Origin of the sequence: Winogradskyella sp. (assembly GCF_965228925.1) — a bacterium.
In the GTDB taxonomy this organism is placed as follows: domain Bacteria; phylum Bacteroidota; class Bacteroidia; order Flavobacteriales; family Flavobacteriaceae; genus Winogradskyella.
In genome coordinates this window covers 1,626,941-1,644,951 of the sequence record NZ_OZ245845.1, presented here as the reverse complement: position 1 = coordinate 1,644,951, position 18,011 = coordinate 1,626,941, and the positions used below count along the sequence as shown (strand labels likewise).

At 36.1% G+C, this 18,011-nt stretch carries 19 protein-coding genes; 1 reads left to right on the top strand and 18 read right to left on the bottom strand.

Features of this window, described 5'->3' with window-relative positions; all coding sequences use genetic code 11:
* The first annotated feature begins 92 nt into the window (after positions 1-92).
* On the top strand, positions 93-1,703 hold the full coding sequence (locus ACO052_RS06770; protein ID WP_422107247.1) for a carboxypeptidase-like regulatory domain-containing protein: 1,611 nt from the start codon (positions 93-95) through the stop codon (positions 1,701-1,703).
* A 32-nt stretch (positions 1,704-1,735) separates the two neighbouring features.
* Here the strand turns inward: ACO052_RS06770 and ACO052_RS06765 are convergent, their stop codons facing one another.
* From ACO052_RS06765 to ACO052_RS06680, 18 genes are all read right to left on the bottom strand, one after another.
* The gene (locus tag ACO052_RS06765) at positions 1,736-2,491 is read right to left on the bottom strand and encodes a metallophosphoesterase family protein (RefSeq protein WP_422107246.1); all 756 of its coding nucleotides are present in this window, start codon (positions 2,489-2,491) and stop codon (positions 1,736-1,738) included.
* Complete coding sequence (locus ACO052_RS06760) at positions 2,460-3,290, bottom strand: SIR2 family NAD-dependent protein deacylase (RefSeq protein WP_422107245.1); 831 nt, start codon at positions 3,288-3,290, stop codon at positions 2,460-2,462. The genes ACO052_RS06765 and ACO052_RS06760 overlap by 32 nt, the downstream gene beginning before the upstream one ends.
* Positions 3,287-3,841 (bottom strand): 2OG-Fe(II) oxygenase, encoded by a 555-nt coding sequence (locus tag ACO052_RS06755; protein ID WP_422107244.1) that lies wholly within the window; start codon positions 3,839-3,841, stop codon positions 3,287-3,289. Before ACO052_RS06755 ends, ACO052_RS06760 begins: the two co-directional genes overlap by 4 nt.
* A gap of 1 nt (position 3,842) precedes the next feature.
* Positions 3,843-4,391: an RNA 2'-phosphotransferase gene (locus ACO052_RS06750; RefSeq protein WP_422107243.1), complete on the bottom strand. Its 549-nt coding sequence runs from the start codon at positions 4,389-4,391 to the stop codon at positions 3,843-3,845.
* Complete coding sequence (locus tag ACO052_RS06745) at positions 4,375-5,280, bottom strand: ADP-ribosylglycohydrolase family protein (RefSeq protein WP_422107242.1); 906 nt, start codon at positions 5,278-5,280, stop codon at positions 4,375-4,377. The genes ACO052_RS06750 and ACO052_RS06745 overlap by 17 nt, the downstream gene beginning before the upstream one ends.
* 7 nt (positions 5,281-5,287) lie before the next feature.
* Positions 5,288-6,154, bottom strand: coding sequence for an MBL fold metallo-hydrolase (locus tag ACO052_RS06740; RefSeq protein ID WP_422107241.1), 867 nt, complete (start codon positions 6,152-6,154; stop codon positions 5,288-5,290).
* The gene (locus ACO052_RS06735) at positions 6,151-7,107 is read right to left on the bottom strand and encodes an ADP-ribosylglycohydrolase family protein (RefSeq protein ID WP_422107240.1); all 957 of its coding nucleotides are present in this window, start codon (positions 7,105-7,107) and stop codon (positions 6,151-6,153) included. Before ACO052_RS06735 ends, ACO052_RS06740 begins: the two co-directional genes overlap by 4 nt.
* On the bottom strand, positions 7,104-7,739 hold the full coding sequence (locus tag ACO052_RS06730; protein ID WP_422107239.1) for a DUF4291 domain-containing protein: 636 nt from the start codon (positions 7,737-7,739) through the stop codon (positions 7,104-7,106). The genes ACO052_RS06735 and ACO052_RS06730 overlap by 4 nt, the downstream gene beginning before the upstream one ends.
* Positions 7,740-7,742: 3 nt before the next feature.
* On the bottom strand, positions 7,743-8,609 hold the full coding sequence (locus tag ACO052_RS06725) for a TIGR02452 family protein (RefSeq protein WP_422107238.1): 867 nt from the start codon (positions 8,607-8,609) through the stop codon (positions 7,743-7,745).
* Between the two features lie 7 nt (positions 8,610-8,616).
* The gene (locus ACO052_RS06720) at positions 8,617-9,129 is read right to left on the bottom strand and encodes an O-acetyl-ADP-ribose deacetylase (protein WP_422107237.1); all 513 of its coding nucleotides are present in this window, start codon (positions 9,127-9,129) and stop codon (positions 8,617-8,619) included.
* Positions 9,119-10,384 carry a hypothetical protein gene (locus ACO052_RS06715; protein WP_422107236.1) on the bottom strand — a complete coding sequence of 422 codons (1,266 nt, stop codon included), beginning with the start codon at positions 10,382-10,384 and terminating at the stop codon, positions 9,119-9,121. Before ACO052_RS06715 ends, ACO052_RS06720 begins: the two co-directional genes overlap by 11 nt.
* Before the next feature lie 334 nt (positions 10,385-10,718).
* The gene (locus tag ACO052_RS06710; RefSeq protein ID WP_422107235.1) at positions 10,719-11,975 is read right to left on the bottom strand and encodes a POTRA domain-containing protein; all 1,257 of its coding nucleotides are present in this window, start codon (positions 11,973-11,975) and stop codon (positions 10,719-10,721) included.
* 393 nt (positions 11,976-12,368) lie between these two features.
* Positions 12,369-13,637 (bottom strand): hypothetical protein, encoded by a 1,269-nt coding sequence (locus tag ACO052_RS06705; RefSeq protein ID WP_422107234.1) that lies wholly within the window; start codon positions 13,635-13,637, stop codon positions 12,369-12,371.
* Entirely contained in the window at positions 13,634-14,368 is a 735-nt protein-coding gene (locus ACO052_RS06700) for a hypothetical protein (RefSeq protein WP_422107233.1), read from the bottom strand. The genes ACO052_RS06705 and ACO052_RS06700 overlap by 4 nt, the downstream gene beginning before the upstream one ends.
* Positions 14,369-14,431: 63 nt before the next feature.
* Positions 14,432-15,175, bottom strand: a complete 744-nt coding sequence (locus tag ACO052_RS06695) for a hypothetical protein (RefSeq protein WP_422107232.1) — start codon at positions 15,173-15,175, stop codon at positions 14,432-14,434.
* Positions 15,172-16,185 carry a glycoside hydrolase family 113 gene (locus tag ACO052_RS06690; RefSeq protein ID WP_422107231.1) on the bottom strand — a complete coding sequence of 338 codons (1,014 nt, stop codon included), beginning with the start codon at positions 16,183-16,185 and terminating at the stop codon, positions 15,172-15,174. Before ACO052_RS06690 ends, ACO052_RS06695 begins: the two co-directional genes overlap by 4 nt.
* Before the next feature lie 35 nt (positions 16,186-16,220).
* Positions 16,221-17,117 (bottom strand): hypothetical protein, encoded by an 897-nt coding sequence (locus tag ACO052_RS06685; protein ID WP_422107230.1) that lies wholly within the window; start codon positions 17,115-17,117, stop codon positions 16,221-16,223.
* A 29-nt stretch (positions 17,118-17,146) separates the two neighbouring features.
* On the bottom strand, positions 17,147-17,857 hold the full coding sequence (locus ACO052_RS06680; RefSeq protein WP_422107229.1) for a DUF547 domain-containing protein: 711 nt from the start codon (positions 17,855-17,857) through the stop codon (positions 17,147-17,149).
* Positions 17,858-18,011: the final 154 nt, after the last annotated feature.

The following is an 18,011-nucleotide window of genomic DNA, read 5'->3' as shown; positions in this document are numbered from 1 at the left end:
TTAGTTTAATATACATTTAACTAAATTTCAATACTATATATGTAACTTATATAACCCCGTTATAGTTTTATATTGTTATCTATCCATAAATTATGAGAATATTTATTGTCTGCATCGTATTCAATTTTTTTTCCTTTCAACTTATTTTTTCACAGAACTCGGGACAGATCCTAGCCAAAGTCATTGACATTGAGACTTCAGAACCTGTATCCTATGCTACAATTCGAATAAAGGATTCTAATCAGGGTATCATCGCAGACTACAATGGTGAATTTAGAATTCCCTTAGCCTATAGAGATGCTATTATTTTAATCACCTCTATTGGATATGAAGCCAAAGAAATTCTTCTAAATGAATTGAACATAAAGGGGATAAATATTATTAAAATAAAGACCCAAATAGAAGCCTTAGACCCTGTTTTTATCAGCTCAAGAACCAAAGTAAAGGGTGTTAATTTCATCCCTAAAAATTTGATTAAAAACAGCAGAAAACTATCTGCTAAGGACATCGTATTAAGAGCTATTAGTCGAATTCCTAAAAATCTTAGTCACCAACCCCATTCTTATATTGGTTATTACAGGGACTATCAATTACTTGACAACAAATTTCATAATTTAAATGAAGCTATTTTAGAAACTTTTGACCAAGGTATATATACAAACTCTTTAGCGGAAAACACCGTTTCTACTGCAATTTATAGTTTTAATCAAAACGAGGATTTTACCATAGATCCATCGCTAACTAAAGCTTATGACGGTATAACTAAGTATATAAAACATTCTCAAATTTTACCCCGTGGCGGCAATGAACATACAATATTAAACATACACAATCCCATACGCAATTATAATTTTAGCACATTCTCTTATGTGTATAACCTAAAGATAGATTTTCCCGAGCTACACCAATTTAGAAAGGGCAAAATCGTATTCTTAAACAATGAACCCTTAATAGTCATAAAATTCAAGAATGCTAAACCTCACGATAAAAGTCTTTACGGTCTAAAAACTGCTCGTAGCTTTAACAATGAATATGTACAAGGGTCTATATACATCTCTCTTGTAGATTATTCAATTCATAGATTTAATTATAAAGTTCATCCACCAGATTCAAAGAAAGCCTTATATAATGTGAGCTTAGAATATGCCAGGCAAAATGACAAAATGTACCTCAATTATATAACGTTCAACAATTCATTTGTAATTGGTGAAGCCTTTGAACTAAGAGAGGAAAAAGTACAATTTGATAAAGCAGAACAGGCTTTTTATATCACGTTTAACAATACAGTAGATTATCTAGACTACAGAACTCTGAAGGCAAAAAACTTTAAATTTAAATTAGGGGATAAAAATCTAAGAACCATTTCTGCGGAAAGAGAAACTCCAAGAGTAGTGAAAGTTACAGTAAAGAATTTCGACGGATCGCCGATAGATATTAATTCGGAAAACATTGATGAACTCAGCTATAAACTTAAAAACATAAGAGATACATCAAGAAGAGAAATCTACAGAGCAAAAACGCTCAAAGGAGATCAATTTAGGGAATTCTTTGTTCAAAAGGTTAATGAAAATAAGCCGCTATCTGACAGTCTAAGTATCATGGACAAAAACTCACCAATCAAAGAATCTATTTTAAACGATTTTCCAGAAAAAAATCAATACTGGATTAATTCCCCTTTAATGGATAAAAAGTATAGGGACTAGAGCTTGCGCTATAGTTCGTATTAAAACCCTTGTTATCTATTTCGTCCTTTTTCGTTCGGATATAAATCGGGTAACATATCGCTCTGAAAAATCGCTTTTGTATCGATATCTATAGCCGATAATCTTCCCGTAAAAGCGGCGCCTGTATCTACATTCCAAACATTAATGGCATTCATAGGCTCGTATCTGCGATAATTGAGTGTGGGTGTATGACCGATATAAATTTCCTTATAGTGCTTTAACCGGTTAGGATATAATTCTGAATTTTTTGCGATGCGCTTGTCCATAATCAAAGCCATTTCCCAAAGGGTTCTGTCGTAGTAAAAGGTCTCTCGACGGACCTCTCTTTCTACACCATGCATAGAGGTAAAGCCGGCATGAAGAAATAGGCGTTTATCATCGTCTAAATGATATAAAGGCATATATTCAAAAAAGTTGAGATGTGTTCGTTTTTGGTCTTCACTAAAGCCCTCATAACTAGCAATCGTTTCTTTGCCCCCGTGCAGATACCAAACGTCATTAATAGTCCCATCGGCTAACCAATGTTCGCACCACACATCATGATTGCCCTTTATAAAGATACATGTATTGGTTTTAGACAATGCCATTAAGCGCTCGATAACCTGGGCCGATTCGCTCCAACCATCCACATAGTCCCCTAAAAAAATAAGGGTATCATCTTCTGTGACTTGAGCACGTTCTAATATTTGGGTCAAGGCTCTTAGTCCTCCATGGATATCGCCTATGGCTATCGTTCTATGCTGTTTCATATCTTTCCAACTCTTCATTAAAGACTTTTAAAAATTCGGAAACGGTTGCTCTATAAGAGTGATAATTTTTTTTATCCTTAAAATTCTCTGTGAACATATTATCTTCTAAGTTAACATCAATCACAAAACCTCCATATCGCAAGGTCTGTTGCACTAATTTATTCGGCAAATTTGTAGCGCCCGAGCTTCCTAAAATCATTAATAGACTTGTATTTTTTGCAATTCGAAGCGTCGTGTCTAATTTAAAATTTCTCTCATTATAACACTCATCAAACCACAAGATATTTGGTCTAGTGATTTCACCACATTTAGGACAAACCAAAAGTCCCATTTCATCTGATGTTAAATCCTCGTCATGGGCTTTTAGCGGAATTTCTTCAGGCATACTATACACCGCTTTTGAACACTCATCAGAACATCGCATCTCCCTCAAATTCCCATGGATCTCGTAAATGTTCTTTGAGCCTGCTCTCTGATGTAAATAATCAATGTTTTGTGTTATTAAATGAAACCGCTCTTGAAGTAGTTTTTCAATATCTACTAAGTCGTAATGTGCTGAATTGGGAGTGGCCTCAGCAAACATCTTCTTTCTAAAAAAAGTATACTGCCAAACCTCTTTAGGATGATGGTGAAAATGCATAAATGTTCCAAAAGATTCGGGCTTATAAAACTTAGTCCCTTTAATCCAAATACCGTCAACACCTCTGTATGTCGGTATACCACTAGCCGAAGAGATCCCAGCACCAGTTAAAAAAGTGATATTATTTCTTCGCTGCCTTTGTAGACCCTCGTTGATTATTTCTTTTATAGCTTTCATTCTTTAACCAATTTATACATAACATCGGTACGAAGTACATACTTTGTACCTGATTGTATCTCTTTACCTTCGTGCCGCATCGGATGATGAAATAACAATGCCATCCCTGTTTTTGGCTTCACTGTCGTAATTCTTCTAAATTCGGTCTCGCCACCTTCGAAATCCTCGTTTAAATAAATCAAAAACGACAACACACTAAACTCGGTGGCGTTACGTTCGTAGCTACCATCTCTGTGCATCTTAAAGCGCTGACCAACATCGTATCTGTAAATCCTAAACATCTCATTAAGACCTATGGCCTTACTCCTACCAAATGAAGCAGGCACAAAAGGTTTTAATTTTAGCCATAGTTCCTCGGCCAAGTTGTCATCAAAGAATAGCAATCGATCGTTGTTACGTACCATTTTATTCATGACTTGTTGGCCCTGCATATTAATTTTAGCGGCTTCAAAAGTTTGTAATTCGGCCTTTTCTATATAATCCGCACATGCTTTAGTAGAGAGGAAATCCTCTATCACAAACACTTGTGGATGTAATTCTATTTTTTTCATCTTATTGAAATTCTATAAACGCAACGGGTACATGGTCTGTGAGCCACACGTTATTCTCGGAGCGATAAAATTCATGCCCTTTGTTATGCATTTCTAAAGATTTTATACTTAAAATTATGGGCAAACCGCGTCGGCTTCCAACTTTTGTTGCTGTATCCCGATCCTCACTGAGATGTACATGTTGTCGACTGCGTTTTTCTAGTCCTGTAGTTCTAATAGAATCAATAAACTTAGCGACCGTACCGTGATACAAAAATTCTGGTGGTTGAATGGCTTCTAATTGTAAATCTATCGTCATAAGAGAATGGCCTTGATTTGCTCTGATTTTTGTTTTATCCGCATTAAAGGCAAAACGCTGTTTGTCATTAGTGACAACAATGGCTTCTAATTCAGGGAATGAAAAAAGGATATGCTTTGTTTTCGATTTCTCAATGAGTTCATTAACCTTGGCCCAACCATTTTTATCTAAGTTCAGACCAATATGTTCTGGTTGGTGTCGTAACACCAAACTGAGAAATTTGCTGATTCGTTTTTTATTTGTTTCGTTCATTTTTAAATTTTTCAATATTAGAAATGATCCAGTCATAGTCTTCTAATTCCCCTAACTTTATCTTTAGTTCTTCTGGAATACCTTTTATTCCCACTAGGGCTCCTACTATTTGCCCTGCAAGAGCGCAATTGGTATCTGTATCACCTCCTGCATTAATTATTGACTGAAACATATCTTTCACCCCCAAATCTTTAATTCTACTTGCAAATGCTATAGCTAATGGCACCGAATCAACCACATAAGCTGAGTTTCCTAGACCACAGATATCATTCAGTTCGTTTAAGGTATCTATCAGAATTAGACGATCTCTAACTCTAGAATCTGGAATTCCCTCAACAATAAGCCTTATCAAATTTTCCTTTCCAGTCCATTTATTATCTATAATTAAACGAATTGCTTTAACAATACTTAATGCTCCTATATATGCTTCATCATTCTGATGGGTTATGGAACAAATTTCCCTGATCAGTTCGTCAGATATGTTCGGCAAAAAAGCCAATGGTGCAATACGCATTGCTGCACCATTTCCAGCAGCGTATTCTCCTTTTCTACCAACCTGACTCCAGTGGCCTCCAAAATTTAGTTCTTCTAAGGCTTTTAAGGTACTCGCTCCTAACCCTCTTATCTTCTTTGTTCTATATAACTTCAGAATTTCCTCAGCAATATTTTCAGCCTTAAGCTTATCATTATTAGTAATAGCGTCTATAGTTGCCAAGGTCAGTTGCGTATCGTCTGTAATCCTCCAAACTTTTTGAATTTCATCAGGTATACCGAATGGATAATACAAATCATCCTCTAAATTTTGATCGGCACCTTCATACGCACTTCCCCAAGCATCTCCTATAGCTCCACATAAAATGCACCCTTCAAATCTATCTTCAATAGTCATTTATTCATTAGTTTAAAGGTTGTCCTTTTAAAATATCTCTTTCTGCCTTCCCAATTGGCAGCCTAAATACTGGAATTTTGATATTATAGTACTCAATTAACTTTTTTATTTCTTTATCAATAACGTCCTGATCATATCGGGATGAAAAGTGTCCCAAAATCAATTGTTCAATAGAAATATTCGCAACCATTTCCATGACTTCTTCTAGTGAACTATGCTTGTTTTTATCATTTCCTTTCTCTAGCTCTTCTTTCTTTAGAAATGTGGCTTCATGAATTAACAATTCACAATGATCAAACTTTGAATAATCAAAAACCGGTGTATCTCCTGAATAGATTAATACATTTCTATGCTGTTCTTCATTGATATAATTCTCTCCTTTCTCTTTCTTTAAAGCCACGATGTCTTTTGGGGATAAGCTTAAAAACTCCGACTTCAACTTATTCTTGGTTTCAATGACTTTATAGGACAGGCTCTTTAATTGGCCTGGTACATCTATATGTTTATTTTCGAAGCTCTGAACCTTATAGTTTGCTTTAATTTTGATCATATTACCATCTTCTAAAGGATTCCACAACGTTCCGGACGTATGGGGATCGAATCGTCCTGTAAATTCTTCGAGAAAGCGAAACGAGTTGGCGTCTTTTGGATAATAGATAACTGGGCGCCTATGAGCGAACATTTGGTTGAATTGCAACAATCCACCTAAATGATCTCTATCCGCATGAGAAATAAAGACATGCCTTATCTTCCCCGTTTTGCCAAGCATATGGGATGTTAAGCCATCACCTGCATCAAATAGCAGACCCAGCTCCTCGATAAAGTACCAAGTTGCAAATAATGCGGTGGAATAACCGTGTATTTTTAGTGTCATAATTTCTTTGTGAGTTTATCGCATAATTTTACGATGTCTTCCTTCCTTGCTAAAACATTTAACCAATGTTCTGGAATAGCATTATATCCATAAATCAATCCTGCCAAACCTCCTGCTATGGCACCTGTGGTATCCGTATCACTTCCTAAATTCACTGCTTTTAAAACGGTTTCTTTATAAGTGCTAGACGTTAGTAAGCACCAAAAACCTGCTTCTAAAGTATCTAGCACATAACCACTTGAACTAATTTCATTTTCATTCAGCTTTGAGATATCACTATAAATTAACCTAGAGAATTTAGTCACTTCATAATCTGCTATTTTTTCTGATATAAAGAATCGTTTTATCTCTTTTTGAGTCAAAACATAGGCTTCTTTCATGGAGTAACCTATTATGATTTTCTCGGCAAAAACTAAATAAACCAAACAGGATATTGCACTTCTAATATGTCCATGAGTTAATGCAGAAACTTTCCATATTATTTCAAATTGTTCTTTTATGTTTTTATCCTTAATATGAAATAAAAGTGGTAATATCCGCATTAATGAACCATTTCCGTTGGTATACTCATCTGCTTCATACTTTAATAGTTCTAATGCTTCATAATCTTCTTGATTAAGTATTTTTTGTAGCGTATATATTGAGCTTCGAGTTTGTATTCCAATATCAAAAACTTTTCCATGAGGTGTCCAAAAACCTGAAAATGCCCATTGCGTAAATCTTAAGGCTATATCTTTCAAGTCAAAACCTTGAAGCAGACTATGAGCTAAACAAAAAGCCAAGGAACTGTCATCACTCCAAGTCCCTTTTGGTTGATGATGAGTACCAAACTCTTGCATATCTGTAACCGGAAAACGCTTTAGATAGTCCCGTGACTTGAACTCTACGGGCACACCTAAAGCATCGCCAACGGCCAAACCAAATAAGGCTGCATGTATATTCGATGTTTTCATTGTAATCGTAATTGTTTGTTTAAATCCTCATTCTTAAATACCAAGGGATGCTCTTCTGGAATCATTAAATGGTCTAACGCTTTATACAACACATGCTTGTATTGTTCTTTTACAAAAGGCGTGATATCCTCTATTTCTAGAATATCATCTTTGGCGTACTTCTCAACTTCCTTACCTCTAATCCCAATTTGTATGGCACGTCGCTCTAGTTTTGCCCCATAAGGATCATGATCTGGATCCCATTGCAATCGTATAGCGGAATTCTGAACCTGTTCTTGCCAAGCTTCCCTTGTAGGATACAAATCGGATTGATAGCTCGAATACACGGCTTGTTTTAGATAACGCTCAAAAGCATCACGCTTGAGATGAATAGCCAAACAGACCTCTTGACCTACTTTTGTTGCCCAACCATTGCGATACATCATCCACAAGAAATTAGGTTTTATCCATGTCATGCGATTTAGACTAAAATCACCACCAAAATATTGGTTTTGGGCTGCAAAATTCCCTATGTCTGGGCGATACGACTGGTATACAATGATTTTCTCATCATCGTATTGTGCCATAATATGATGCCCTTGCTTTGGCCATGTAGCTAATTGTTCTTTGTATGATTTTATATTTAGTGTCATTTTTTAATTTTCAAATACAGTTTTAAATGCCCGAATGAACTTTTCATTCTTCGAATAAATGGCGAATACTACTTTTCTAAACTGATCTTTAAAGCTTTCGTTTAAAGCCTCAAAAAATAGTTCAGCTATCATATTAGGATCATTTTGAAACACACCACAACCCCAAGCGCCTAATATTAAATTTTCATGTTTCTGATGCTTCGCCAAAGCCAAAACATTATGGATTCTTTGCTGCATTATTGCAGGGATATAACTAACTTTCCTAGGTTCTTCGAACCTAACAATCCCAGCGTTTACAGCGGCACAGGTTATAAATGTTGTTTTGCTATAATTCTCAATTAAGTCCCCATTGTTATTTCTAAAAACGGGAACGTTCGGACTGTATATCATTGCATCTGTGTACATACAAGATTTCATTTTTCTATGTAATTCATAGAACTCAAAATTTGCTTTTAATGTAGGATATAAACCCGAAGACATAGTCAAACTTTCTTCTTGAGATAAAGCACCATTTAAAAACCCGCCGCCCGGCTTCTTTGCAGAAGCGAAATTAAGGCACATGATGTCCTTTACCCCTTGGGCATTCAACCTTAAAATAGCACTCAAAGAATCTTCTGAAGTAATTTCAATAATAGTCTTAAAATCCGTAGGATTCATTTCTAGTGTTCTCAAACCTTTCAGATCCTCTTGATTTAAATAAAAAGACCCATTTACAGCATTTTGAATGTCTTTTTCGATCAAAATTCTTTGTCTATTTGTATCGAAATAGTATCCTTTTTCAATGATTTCGAGTGTTTGTCTTGCCCTATGTTTTCTTTCTTCACTATTCATCACAAATCGTTTTTGCTCTAAGTATTGATATGCCGACATGGAGACGTCATTTTAGTTGTTGTTTATATATCTGATAATTCTCATCATCGAAGCAGACAAAAATCACATCTTCTACGATGTCGCTTTCATAGCTTGTAACTGCAGCAATAGCAACCTCCGCCGCTAGTTCTTTTGGAAACCGGTAAATCCCAGTACTAATGTTTGGAAATGCGATTGATTTTAAATTATTGACCTCAGCTAGTTTTAGACTATTGCTATAACAATTGGCCAAAAGTTGCTTTTCTTTTTCCAATCGATGACCCCCATTGTAAACAGGTCCAACGGTGTGAATCACTTTCATTGCTGGTAAATTACCAGCCGTAGTAATCACTGCTTCTCCCGTTTTACATTTCCCCTGTCGGTTTCTTATGGCTCGGCATTCGTCGAGTATAGCCGACCCACCTGCACGATGAATAGCTCCGTCTACACCTCCACCTCCTAACAACGATGAGTTTGCTGCATTGACTATGGCGTCGACTTTAATTTTAGTGATATCACCTTGAATAAGACTAATTTTCATTGTTTAAATTGTTTAATTCAATGAGCTTATCTACTACGCTTACCGTTTCTATATAATCATCTCGTAACCTTGTATAGGTTTCCTTTTCATAGTCTTGAACTTTGGCAAGAATAGCAGCTTTACGAAAGTGGTTTTCCCAAAAAGAGTTATCGTCATCATCACTCACAGATAAGTATTCTTGTATTTCGCCTTCACTAAAACCGTACGATAATAACTTCACACGCTCGTTTAAATCAGAAATATTGTTACTCTCATAATATGTTCTCAATTCATTTTCTATGTCATCATATTGCTCAAAAGTGATCTTACCCCTTACTAACCCCTTTTGCTTAAAAAAATCATCGTAAAGGCTATCTATTTGGGCTTTAATCTTTTCTACCTGATTTCTATTTGATGAATTTTGTAATTCACAATTATGCAATCTTCTCCATAAAGCATTAGTTATAACGCCTTCTCCGAATTCCCCATAATTATTTGAAAATGTTTCATATGAATTTATGGACTTCTTAAGTCTTTCATTTTTCATTCTAGAGAATAGATTTCTCAGAAACATATTTAAACCGAAATGATATCTAATGCTCTTTTCTATAGGGTTTAAAGGAGTTTCATCTTTAATCTCTTTAATTTTATTAGCAGTCAAACACTTTTCAATTATAAATGTAACAGCGTCATCAACTGAATCAATTAAGCCAGCTTGATTTCGCAGTATTTCAAAATCTAATTTGTATTCCTCTTCTTCATCATTTTCCTCTTCTCGAAATTCGTCGTTATTATCAAAGGAGGAAAAGGACACTATTCTTCTAGACTTTGTCTCAAGAAAACAATTCACTCGAGTTTCATAGATTGATGATTCATATCTTAATTCGTCAATCAACAACTCATCGGTAAATCTCTTAAATTGTGGACCAACGAACACCTTAATAATTTTAATCCTGTTTACAATGGCTTGATTGAAATGCTCTAAATCTTCAGCAGGAACCCATAATTCATTATGATGTTTTCCGCCAACATTTTCGACCTTGTACTTTAAAAACGTTTCTTCTAAAACATCAAACTTTGTAACAAAGCCCAAATAGTTTCCGAATTCATCATTGGTATTCCACTTAGACGCGATTTCACAGGCGTAGGCCTCATTTAGAACCGGATAAAAAATAGGTTGCCACTCTAATCGCGGTGGAAATGCTTTAAATCCACTTTCAGCAATTAGAGCTAACTCTTTTTCACCAATTGGTCTATATAATGTTACCGTTTTCATCTTATATTTTTATATAACCCACAATTTTTTTGCGTAATTATAACGCAAATTTAAATCGAAAATATGGAACCACAAAATATTTAGCGTTTAAATTACACAAATTCATGTAGATTCGAATTTGATCAATACTAATATACTGGAAATGAGATTCCGTACTACTGCGGGATGAGTTCGACTTGCAAAACAAACTGCGAGCGCAACTCCATAGAAAATCGATGACACCTTCTTATGTAGTTAACATGGAAAGAATCGAAAGGAGATCCCGCACTTCTGCGGGATTAGTTCGACTTACAAAACAAACTGCGAGCACAGCTCTTGTTTGTTTTGAGTCTCACTAAAAGTACTGACCAATACCGAAGACGAAGCCCTGAGTAGAGTCTTGTGTTATACCCACTCCATAGTCAATTCTAAAAATGGCATTAAAGATTCTTTTGTGAATAAATCGCAATCCTAAGCCTGGATAAACTCTTAAATTTTGTGAATCGGCAAAGTCACCGAAGTCACCACCGGGATTTCGCCAACTCCCTGCATCGATAAAAGCGTTACCCTGCAACGCAAACCAGTCTTTTTCATATAGGGTGTGCCTGTACTCCGTATTAAGGACAATAGCGGCGGTACCACGATCAATAAGGTTCCCTACGCCTCTAATGTTTAAATTGTTATCTACCGCAAAGGGCGCAAATGGTGTATCTTCATTAGAAGCGACACCCAATCGCAAGCGATTAGCCCAATTTCCGCGTTTACCAAAACGCTTGAAAAACTGAAAGTCATTCCAGCCAATTATAAAATCAGGTAACATCTGGTCATTTCTCGAATGTACATATTGAAAGTTAAAGATACTTCTAAAGCCTTCGACGTATTGATAATCATAATTGAGATTATTGTATTCATAAATAACCTTATAAAGCAATTTATCCACCACCAGCTCCTGTGGTACATTGGGGTTGGTGGCACCGAATAGGTACTCATAGTCCTCCGTAAAAAAGCTAATTCCTAATTCCACTCGATTTGTAAAGTTCAATTGATAAAGCCCCAGTAACTCAATCGATTCATTATTATAGCGATAGTCTGACGTAGTATTATCAAAAAATACGGGTTCTTGCGTTGTCAGGTTTTGATAGTTAATGGCGAGCCCCAACTTTCTGGAAAATAAAAAAGGAGCCCTTAGGTTAATGGCATAAGAATCAAAAATATCTTTTTGGTAAAAGCCTCCGAAAGCCATATTTTGCCCGAATAAATTGAACTCGTACAAACCTAAACGATAGGCAAATTCGTCATCGTTTGTGGTATAGACATTGGCAGAAGGAATAATCGTAAAGTTTTCTTCAATATTGTAAAACACGTTGTATTCGTTGGGTTCTTCAGCCGGAAACACCTGATAATAGGCATGGGCAATTGAAGGTAGGCGTTTTAATAATCTAATATCTTCTTCTATAACCGAAGAATCTAAAGCCACACCAGGCTTTATAAATGCTATTTTTTTTACAAAAGATGATTTTAGCTTCTTGTTACCTTGAACTTTGAGATCCGCTACGACATATTCTTGTGCATGCGTCCCTAAGGCCATAAAGACACAGAACAAAAAAAACATGGATCGTAAGTGATTAACTAGCATCGGTATTTAGCATAAAATTTTTGAATAATTTTTATTAGTTTTTCTCTAAATAAAATCGATATACTTAACATAGGATCCCGCACTTCTGCGGGATGAGTTCGACTTACAAAACAAACTGCGAGCAAAGCTCAACAGGTGTTTAACATCAATCCTATTCAATCAGTCTCAATATACTTGATATAGGATCCCGCACTTCTGCGGGATGAGTTCGACTTACAAAACAAACTGCGAGCAAAGCTCAACAGATGTTTAACGTCAGTCCTATTTAATCAGTCTCAATATACTTGATATAAGATCCCGCACTTCTGCGGGATTAGTTCGACTTGCAAAATAAACTGCGAGCAAAGCTCTTGTTTGTTTTGAGTCTCACTAAAAGTACTGACCTATTCCAAATACAATTCCACTGTCAGCTTTTTTTCCTAGACTGAATCCATAATCGATACGGAAAACAGCGTTAAAGATTCGTTTATGTATAAAACGCAGGCCCAGACCCGAGAACAAGCTGGCATTTGTCCCTTCAATTAAATCTGAGAATTCCCCACCAGGATCTTGCCATGTTCCAGCATCAATAAAAGCGTTTCCCTGTAATGCGAACCAACCCTTTTCATATAGCGTCTGTCTGTACTCTGTATTTAGCACCACTGAAGCGGTGCCGCGATCAACCACATTCCCCACACCCCTAATATTTAATTGATTGTCTAATGCAAATGGTGCAAAAGGTGAGCTTGTGTTGGTCGCATAACCTAGGCGCAATCTATTCGCCCAATTACCTCCTTCGCCTATGCGCTTAAAATATTCGAAATCATTTCTCCCGACAAAAGAATTCTTTAAAAAATCCGTATCACCGTCCGCAGAAGCAGTCACATTAAAGGTGAATATACTCCGAAAGCCCTCTACATATTGAAACTCATTGGTAATATTATTATATTCATACTCTCCTACGATAGACAAGCGATTTAAACTAAGCTCTTCCGGAATATCAGATGGCCGTTCACCATTTAAAAAATCGTAGTCCTCCTTGGCAATATTAAGCCCTAGCTCAAAGCGATTATTGAAATTATGTTCGTAAAATACCCTAAACTCAAAAGCCTGGCTATCGAATTTGTAATTCACATCGCTTTCATCGTCGAGAAATATAGGTTCTTGAAGTACATTATTCTGATAATTTACTCCGATTCCCCATTTCCGGGTTATTAGGTTAGGCGCTTCCCAGAAGAATCCATAAGAATCGAACACGTTTCGGCTGTAAAAACCACCTAGAATCTGGTTCTGCCCAAAAAGATTAAAATCAAAAAGTGAAACCCTATACGCTAAATCGTCATTGACATCTTGAGACACATTTAATCCAGGGATGATGGCGAAATTTTCAACAACAGTATAGGTGATTTTATAATTGCCATCAGCTAGTTCTTCAATCTTTGAGGAAGCACTCGCTACCGACGGTAATAGTCTAAAACGTCTTTCATCCGATGCCACACGAACAGTATCTAAAACACTTCCTTCCTTTACAAATGCCAATCGCTTAAGAAATCGTGTGCGTGTACGTTTATTGCCTTCAATCTCAATTGTTGTAACTGTTTGGGCTTGACTATATACGCCGGTAAAGATTAGTATAGATATAATCAACAACTTTTTCATTCTACCGTAAATTGCGTCATAAATAATTGATTAACCCAATTATCCTCGCTCACATCCATAACCGTGAATTTATAGGTCTCTCCAGAAATTAGATTTGGTGGTATCCCATCAGTAATATTTAGTACAACATTAGACGTATTATAATATTGAAATTGGTTTTCAAAAGTGTAAGTCCCTGAGATTAAATCATCATCTGTTGTAGACACCACCTGAAAAAATATAGCGTTGTCAGCTTCAGAGTTTATAGTCCAGCTAAACATCGGCATCAGCGATTGCTCCTGATTAATCATTATGGCATCAGAAAACAAGGTGGGCTGGGTTAATTGTTTAATTCGAATGGGATTAGATAGCTTAATTTCATTGTCAAGCTCATAGGACACGATCACCCAACGCTCAGTATCAAAAAAACCTACAAATTTTCTAAGAAATCCATTAAAAAAAGGAGTATCCGCAATCTCTAACGCTTCGTAATTAGCGTAATTATTTGGGTCTAGGTTGCTCGAATTTGTTTGAAAGAGTTTAAAATTATCTGAAGTGCTTTCTGGAAAAAAATAAATCTCAACATTATTAGAATTAACCATATCATTACCAGAACAAGCAATAACAGCTCCGGGCTCAAAAGCTTTACCCTCAATATATGATGAGAGCGAATTATCTACTAGAGAACTGTTCGTATCATCAGATGAACATGACGCCAATAACAAGCTGATTATGATTAAGATTCGCTTCATGAAATGGTTATTCCTAAGCTTTGTCGTAGCTCATACGTAACCTTACGAAAATCTCGAGCTTTATTACTCAGCGATGAAGTTGTAGTGGTAAACCGTATTAATCCAATGGTCTAGACCTACATCTAAAACCATAAACTCATAATCATTCCCTATCACTAAATCTGGTGGTGATGCTGTAGAAAGGTTAAGGGTAACGTTAGCTAAATTAAAATATTGAAACTTGCTCTCGTTAGTAAATGTCAGGGAAAGGACTTCGCTGGTATCACCCTTCATTATTTCAAAGAAAAAAGCGTTATCATCATAAGACTGGACATTCCAATCGAATATAGGCATACCACTTTGTTCTTGATTAATACCAATATCCGCAATGTATTGTGTCTGCTGAAAAAGGTTATTAATCCTAATTGGGCTAGATAATTTTATTTTACCTTCATGCTTATAGGTCATAATAATCCATTCATCCCTAAGAAAGGTATGCCTAAATTCTTTGACTTTAGCATCGACGGTTAACGTTGGCTGAATCTCCATCAACCTATAACTATAGAAATCTTGCGCATCTATATTGGGGTAATCACTTTCATAGAACTTTATGTCGGTAGCACCATCCTCTACCACAGCAAAAATATTGACATGGTCATTATTGGACATGTCGTTAGCAGCAAAAGCATGTATAGCATCGGTCTGATACAGATTGCCCTCCAAATCATTGGCCAGTACGATCAGTTCTTCAAACACAATGGGTACACTTTCGTTCTTTACACAACTGTTGGTTAAAGCTAAAAGTGCTATTATGACTATTCTTTTCATTCGCTTTGTTTATAATATGTTTTAATCACGTCCTCTACAGGTTTGTTTTGAGGTGTAAACATGGGGTTATCTTCTCCTCCAACTTTGTCATAGGCAATAAACCATTTCCAGATAAAACCGCCTGCAAACCAATCTTCGTTCCAAAACGTTTCATAAAGGGCTCTTGTCGTGTTGACTTGTGCTTCAAGATTCACTTGATCCATGCTGCGATCGGACACCCAAGGCGCTTTACCAGCATAATCGACACTTCGATAACCATATTCTGTAAAAAGAACTGGTTTTTTATGCGCTTCTGCCAACTTACTAATAATAGCTTTATGAGTTTTCCAGCCTTCCATGCATCTTTCAAATGTCGGTGTTTGTTCTTCACTGACTGGAAAATAGGCATCCACTCCGATGAAATCCAGTTGATCCCAAAATGGTGTACGCCTAAATTCATCCCAATTAGCAGCATAGGTAAGCTTACCGCTGTATTTGCTTCTAATGTCTTTAATGAGGCGCGTCCAATACTCTGGCCTGTACTTTACAAATAATTCCAGCTCAGTGCCTATGCAAAGGATTTCTGCTTTGGTTTCCTCAGCCAATTCAGCATATTCGAGAATAAAGCTCGTATATGAGTCTTCTAAAGTTTGCCAATCGGTTTCTGATGTCATCATAATATCACCTGTAAACTCACCTCTCCACACCCAAATCTGAGGTTTCACCATAATCTTAATATTTTGTTTACGCAGCTCTTCGATATACTGCTTTGCTCCTGCTCTCGTCTCCCCAAACCATTGTCTATCCGTATTATGGATAATATTGGGATGTTCTAGATTTTTGATAAACCCGAATGGCATAACGGCAGCATAATTAGCATTAATTTTTACTACTGGTGTGACATGGGATTGATTAGCTTTGTTAGGTGAAGCCACGAAACTGACTCCGTTGATTTTTTCCTCTTGTCCATTGCTGCAAGCTGATAATGCTATGAGCGATACATAGAGAATTAGACGTTTAAAAATTCGCATAAGCACGCATTATAAACGCCTAATTTATATAAATCCTAGAATAATGCTCTTAAACCTATATTAAATGTTTGCCCCAAACCTGTATCGTTTCCTCTTACAAAATTTGAATATAAAAACTCTATATTAAGTTCGTCTGTTAGTTGGTACTTGGCGCCACCTCCTAGGATAGTAGCATCTTGGCTAAAATCATTAAAACCTTGGTCATTTCCACCAAATGAAATTAATTGTAAATGCTGAACCAAAGCCAGTATTGTAAATTTAGAACTTGGAAAATAGCTTAAAAACACACCTGGTGTTAAACGTAGGCTATTATAGGCAAAGCTATCCTGATCCCCAAAATTGTATTCTGTATTTAGTTCAGTAAACAACTGCCAATCACCACCAGCAAAACTATAATCATAGAAAAACCGATTCTGAAATATAAAGCCTGATTGATCTAAAAATACACCCTGTTCAGTTTCGTTATCTACTAGGGGAATATGAAATGCAGTCTGTATCGTGAAATTTCCGATATTTTTAAACGGATTAAATTTTATAGCCGGTGCAAAAGAGGTGAACCCAGAACGTGCGGTACCTGCTTCTCCATCAAAAGAAAATACATCTAAGGCGTCTCGCCCGCCAATGACGTTAGAACGAAACTCTAATAATAATCCGATATTTACACGTCTACTATCCGAGATTCCTGTAAAAATATCGACTGTCGAGGTAAAGAAGGTATTTCTAGGAATATCCTGTTCATCTCCGTTTGGCCCGAATAAGTCCTTGGTTTCTGTATACAGGTTATTAAACCATTTGATGTCCCATTGCCCTTTTTTCAATAATATTGAAGGCGTAAATTCTTGTATAACACTTCGCTGCGTGTCTTCATCTTCTTGAGAAAATCCAATTAAAGAGACTAATAGAGCGATCATTAATATGCTTATCTTTTTCATTGTTTTATAATTTGGTTGTTTATTTAGTTTTATTGTTTGTTTAGATTCCAATTGTAAGTGAAGTAGCTCAGTTTATAACCGTCTGGAATTTTTTCTGTTCTGTATGTATTTATAAAGTCGATTTCACTCTTACCATTCATAGTAAAGTCTTCTTTGTACCACTTCATAATTTCTGAAGCCTCCACTTTTTTCTTTTTAGTATTGACCTTTAAAAAAGTTCCATTTAAGGCAATTTTGGTTTGGGTTTCTAACTGCTCATTTAAAGTCTTGGGCATATAGGCTTCACTAATCAGTGGAGGACAGCCAACAGCACCACAAACCAGTACGAAATGAAATCTCGCATCGTTAAATTGTGCTCTGAGTAGCTTATGTTCAATATCGTTTAGTGTAATATTTCTACCCGATAGACTATAGGTTGTTTTATCGAAAAACCCTTTATGGTCAAGCGGCGACTTTGTTGGATAATGATCTATAATACCTTTAATAACGGAAAGATTGTAAGCATTGATCCAAAACGCTTGATACGCTTTTGCATCCGAAACGTCTACCGAAATCCCTTTCGCAATATTAAGAAGTTCGTTTAGGGATGAAGGATCCTTGTGTATGGTTTTATAATCTACTCGTCCGTTTTTAACATGGGCAGTTAAAAAGGTATTCGTCTTTGTAAAGAAGCTGTTTAGATCTTGAGCATTACTCGTCAATGCCAAAAGGAAGGCTATTAAAAATGCGTATGGTTTCATCGTTTAAAATTTTGATTAACGGCACTTAGGTCGCACATAAAATGATCGACTTACAAGAATTTTAAAAGATTTTCAGCGTCTTATTTTAGCCAAAAACCTTACAGGGAACTTGTTAATTTAAATTCTTTCTAAATTGAAAACGCTCATTAAGTTC

Coding starts and splice junctions, on each gene's coding strand:
- ACO052_RS06680 (WP_422107229.1), bottom strand. CDS start 17,857: ATGAAACCATACGCATTTTTAATAGCCTTCCTTTTGGCATTGACGAGT.
- ACO052_RS06770 (WP_422107247.1), top strand. CDS start 93: ATGAGAATATTTATTGTCTGCATCGTATTCAATTTTTTTTCCTTTCAA.
- ACO052_RS06735 (WP_422107240.1), bottom strand. CDS start 7,107: ATGAAAACATCGAATATACATGCAGCCTTATTTGGTTTGGCCGTTGGC.
- ACO052_RS06740 (WP_422107241.1), bottom strand. CDS start 6,154: ATGACACTAAAAATACACGGTTATTCCACCGCATTATTTGCAACTTGG.
- ACO052_RS06690 (WP_422107231.1), bottom strand. CDS start 16,185: ATGCGAATTTTTAAACGTCTAATTCTCTATGTATCGCTCATAGCATTA.
- ACO052_RS06705 (WP_422107234.1), bottom strand. CDS start 13,637: ATGAAAAAGTTGTTGATTATATCTATACTAATCTTTACCGGCGTATAT.
- ACO052_RS06685 (WP_422107230.1), bottom strand. CDS start 17,117: ATGAAAAAGATAAGCATATTAATGATCGCTCTATTAGTCTCTTTAATT.
- ACO052_RS06700 (WP_422107233.1), bottom strand. CDS start 14,368: ATGAAGCGAATCTTAATCATAATCAGCTTGTTATTGGCGTCATGTTCA.
- ACO052_RS06730 (WP_422107239.1), bottom strand. CDS start 7,739: ATGACACTAAATATAAAATCATACAAAGAACAATTAGCTACATGGCCA.
- ACO052_RS06720 (WP_422107237.1), bottom strand. CDS start 9,129: ATGAAAATTAGTCTTATTCAAGGTGATATCACTAAAATTAAAGTCGAC.
- ACO052_RS06710 (WP_422107235.1), bottom strand. CDS start 11,975: ATGTTTTTTTTGTTCTGTGTCTTTATGGCCTTAGGGACGCATGCACAA.
- ACO052_RS06695 (WP_422107232.1), bottom strand. CDS start 15,175: ATGAAAAGAATAGTCATAATAGCACTTTTAGCTTTAACCAACAGTTGT.
- ACO052_RS06755 (WP_422107244.1), bottom strand. CDS start 3,841: ATGAAAAAAATAGAATTACATCCACAAGTGTTTGTGATAGAGGATTTC.
- ACO052_RS06760 (WP_422107245.1), bottom strand. CDS start 3,290: ATGAAAGCTATAAAAGAAATAATCAACGAGGGTCTACAAAGGCAGCGA.
- ACO052_RS06715 (WP_422107236.1), bottom strand. CDS start 10,384: ATGAAAACGGTAACATTATATAGACCAATTGGTGAAAAAGAGTTAGCT.
- ACO052_RS06750 (WP_422107243.1), bottom strand. CDS start 4,391: ATGAACGAAACAAATAAAAAACGAATCAGCAAATTTCTCAGTTTGGTG.
- ACO052_RS06725 (WP_422107238.1), bottom strand. CDS start 8,609: ATGTCGGCATATCAATACTTAGAGCAAAAACGATTTGTGATGAATAGT.
- ACO052_RS06765 (WP_422107246.1), bottom strand. CDS start 2,491: ATGAAGAGTTGGAAAGATATGAAACAGCATAGAACGATAGCCATAGGC.
- ACO052_RS06745 (WP_422107242.1), bottom strand. CDS start 5,280: ATGACTATTGAAGATAGATTTGAAGGGTGCATTTTATGTGGAGCTATA.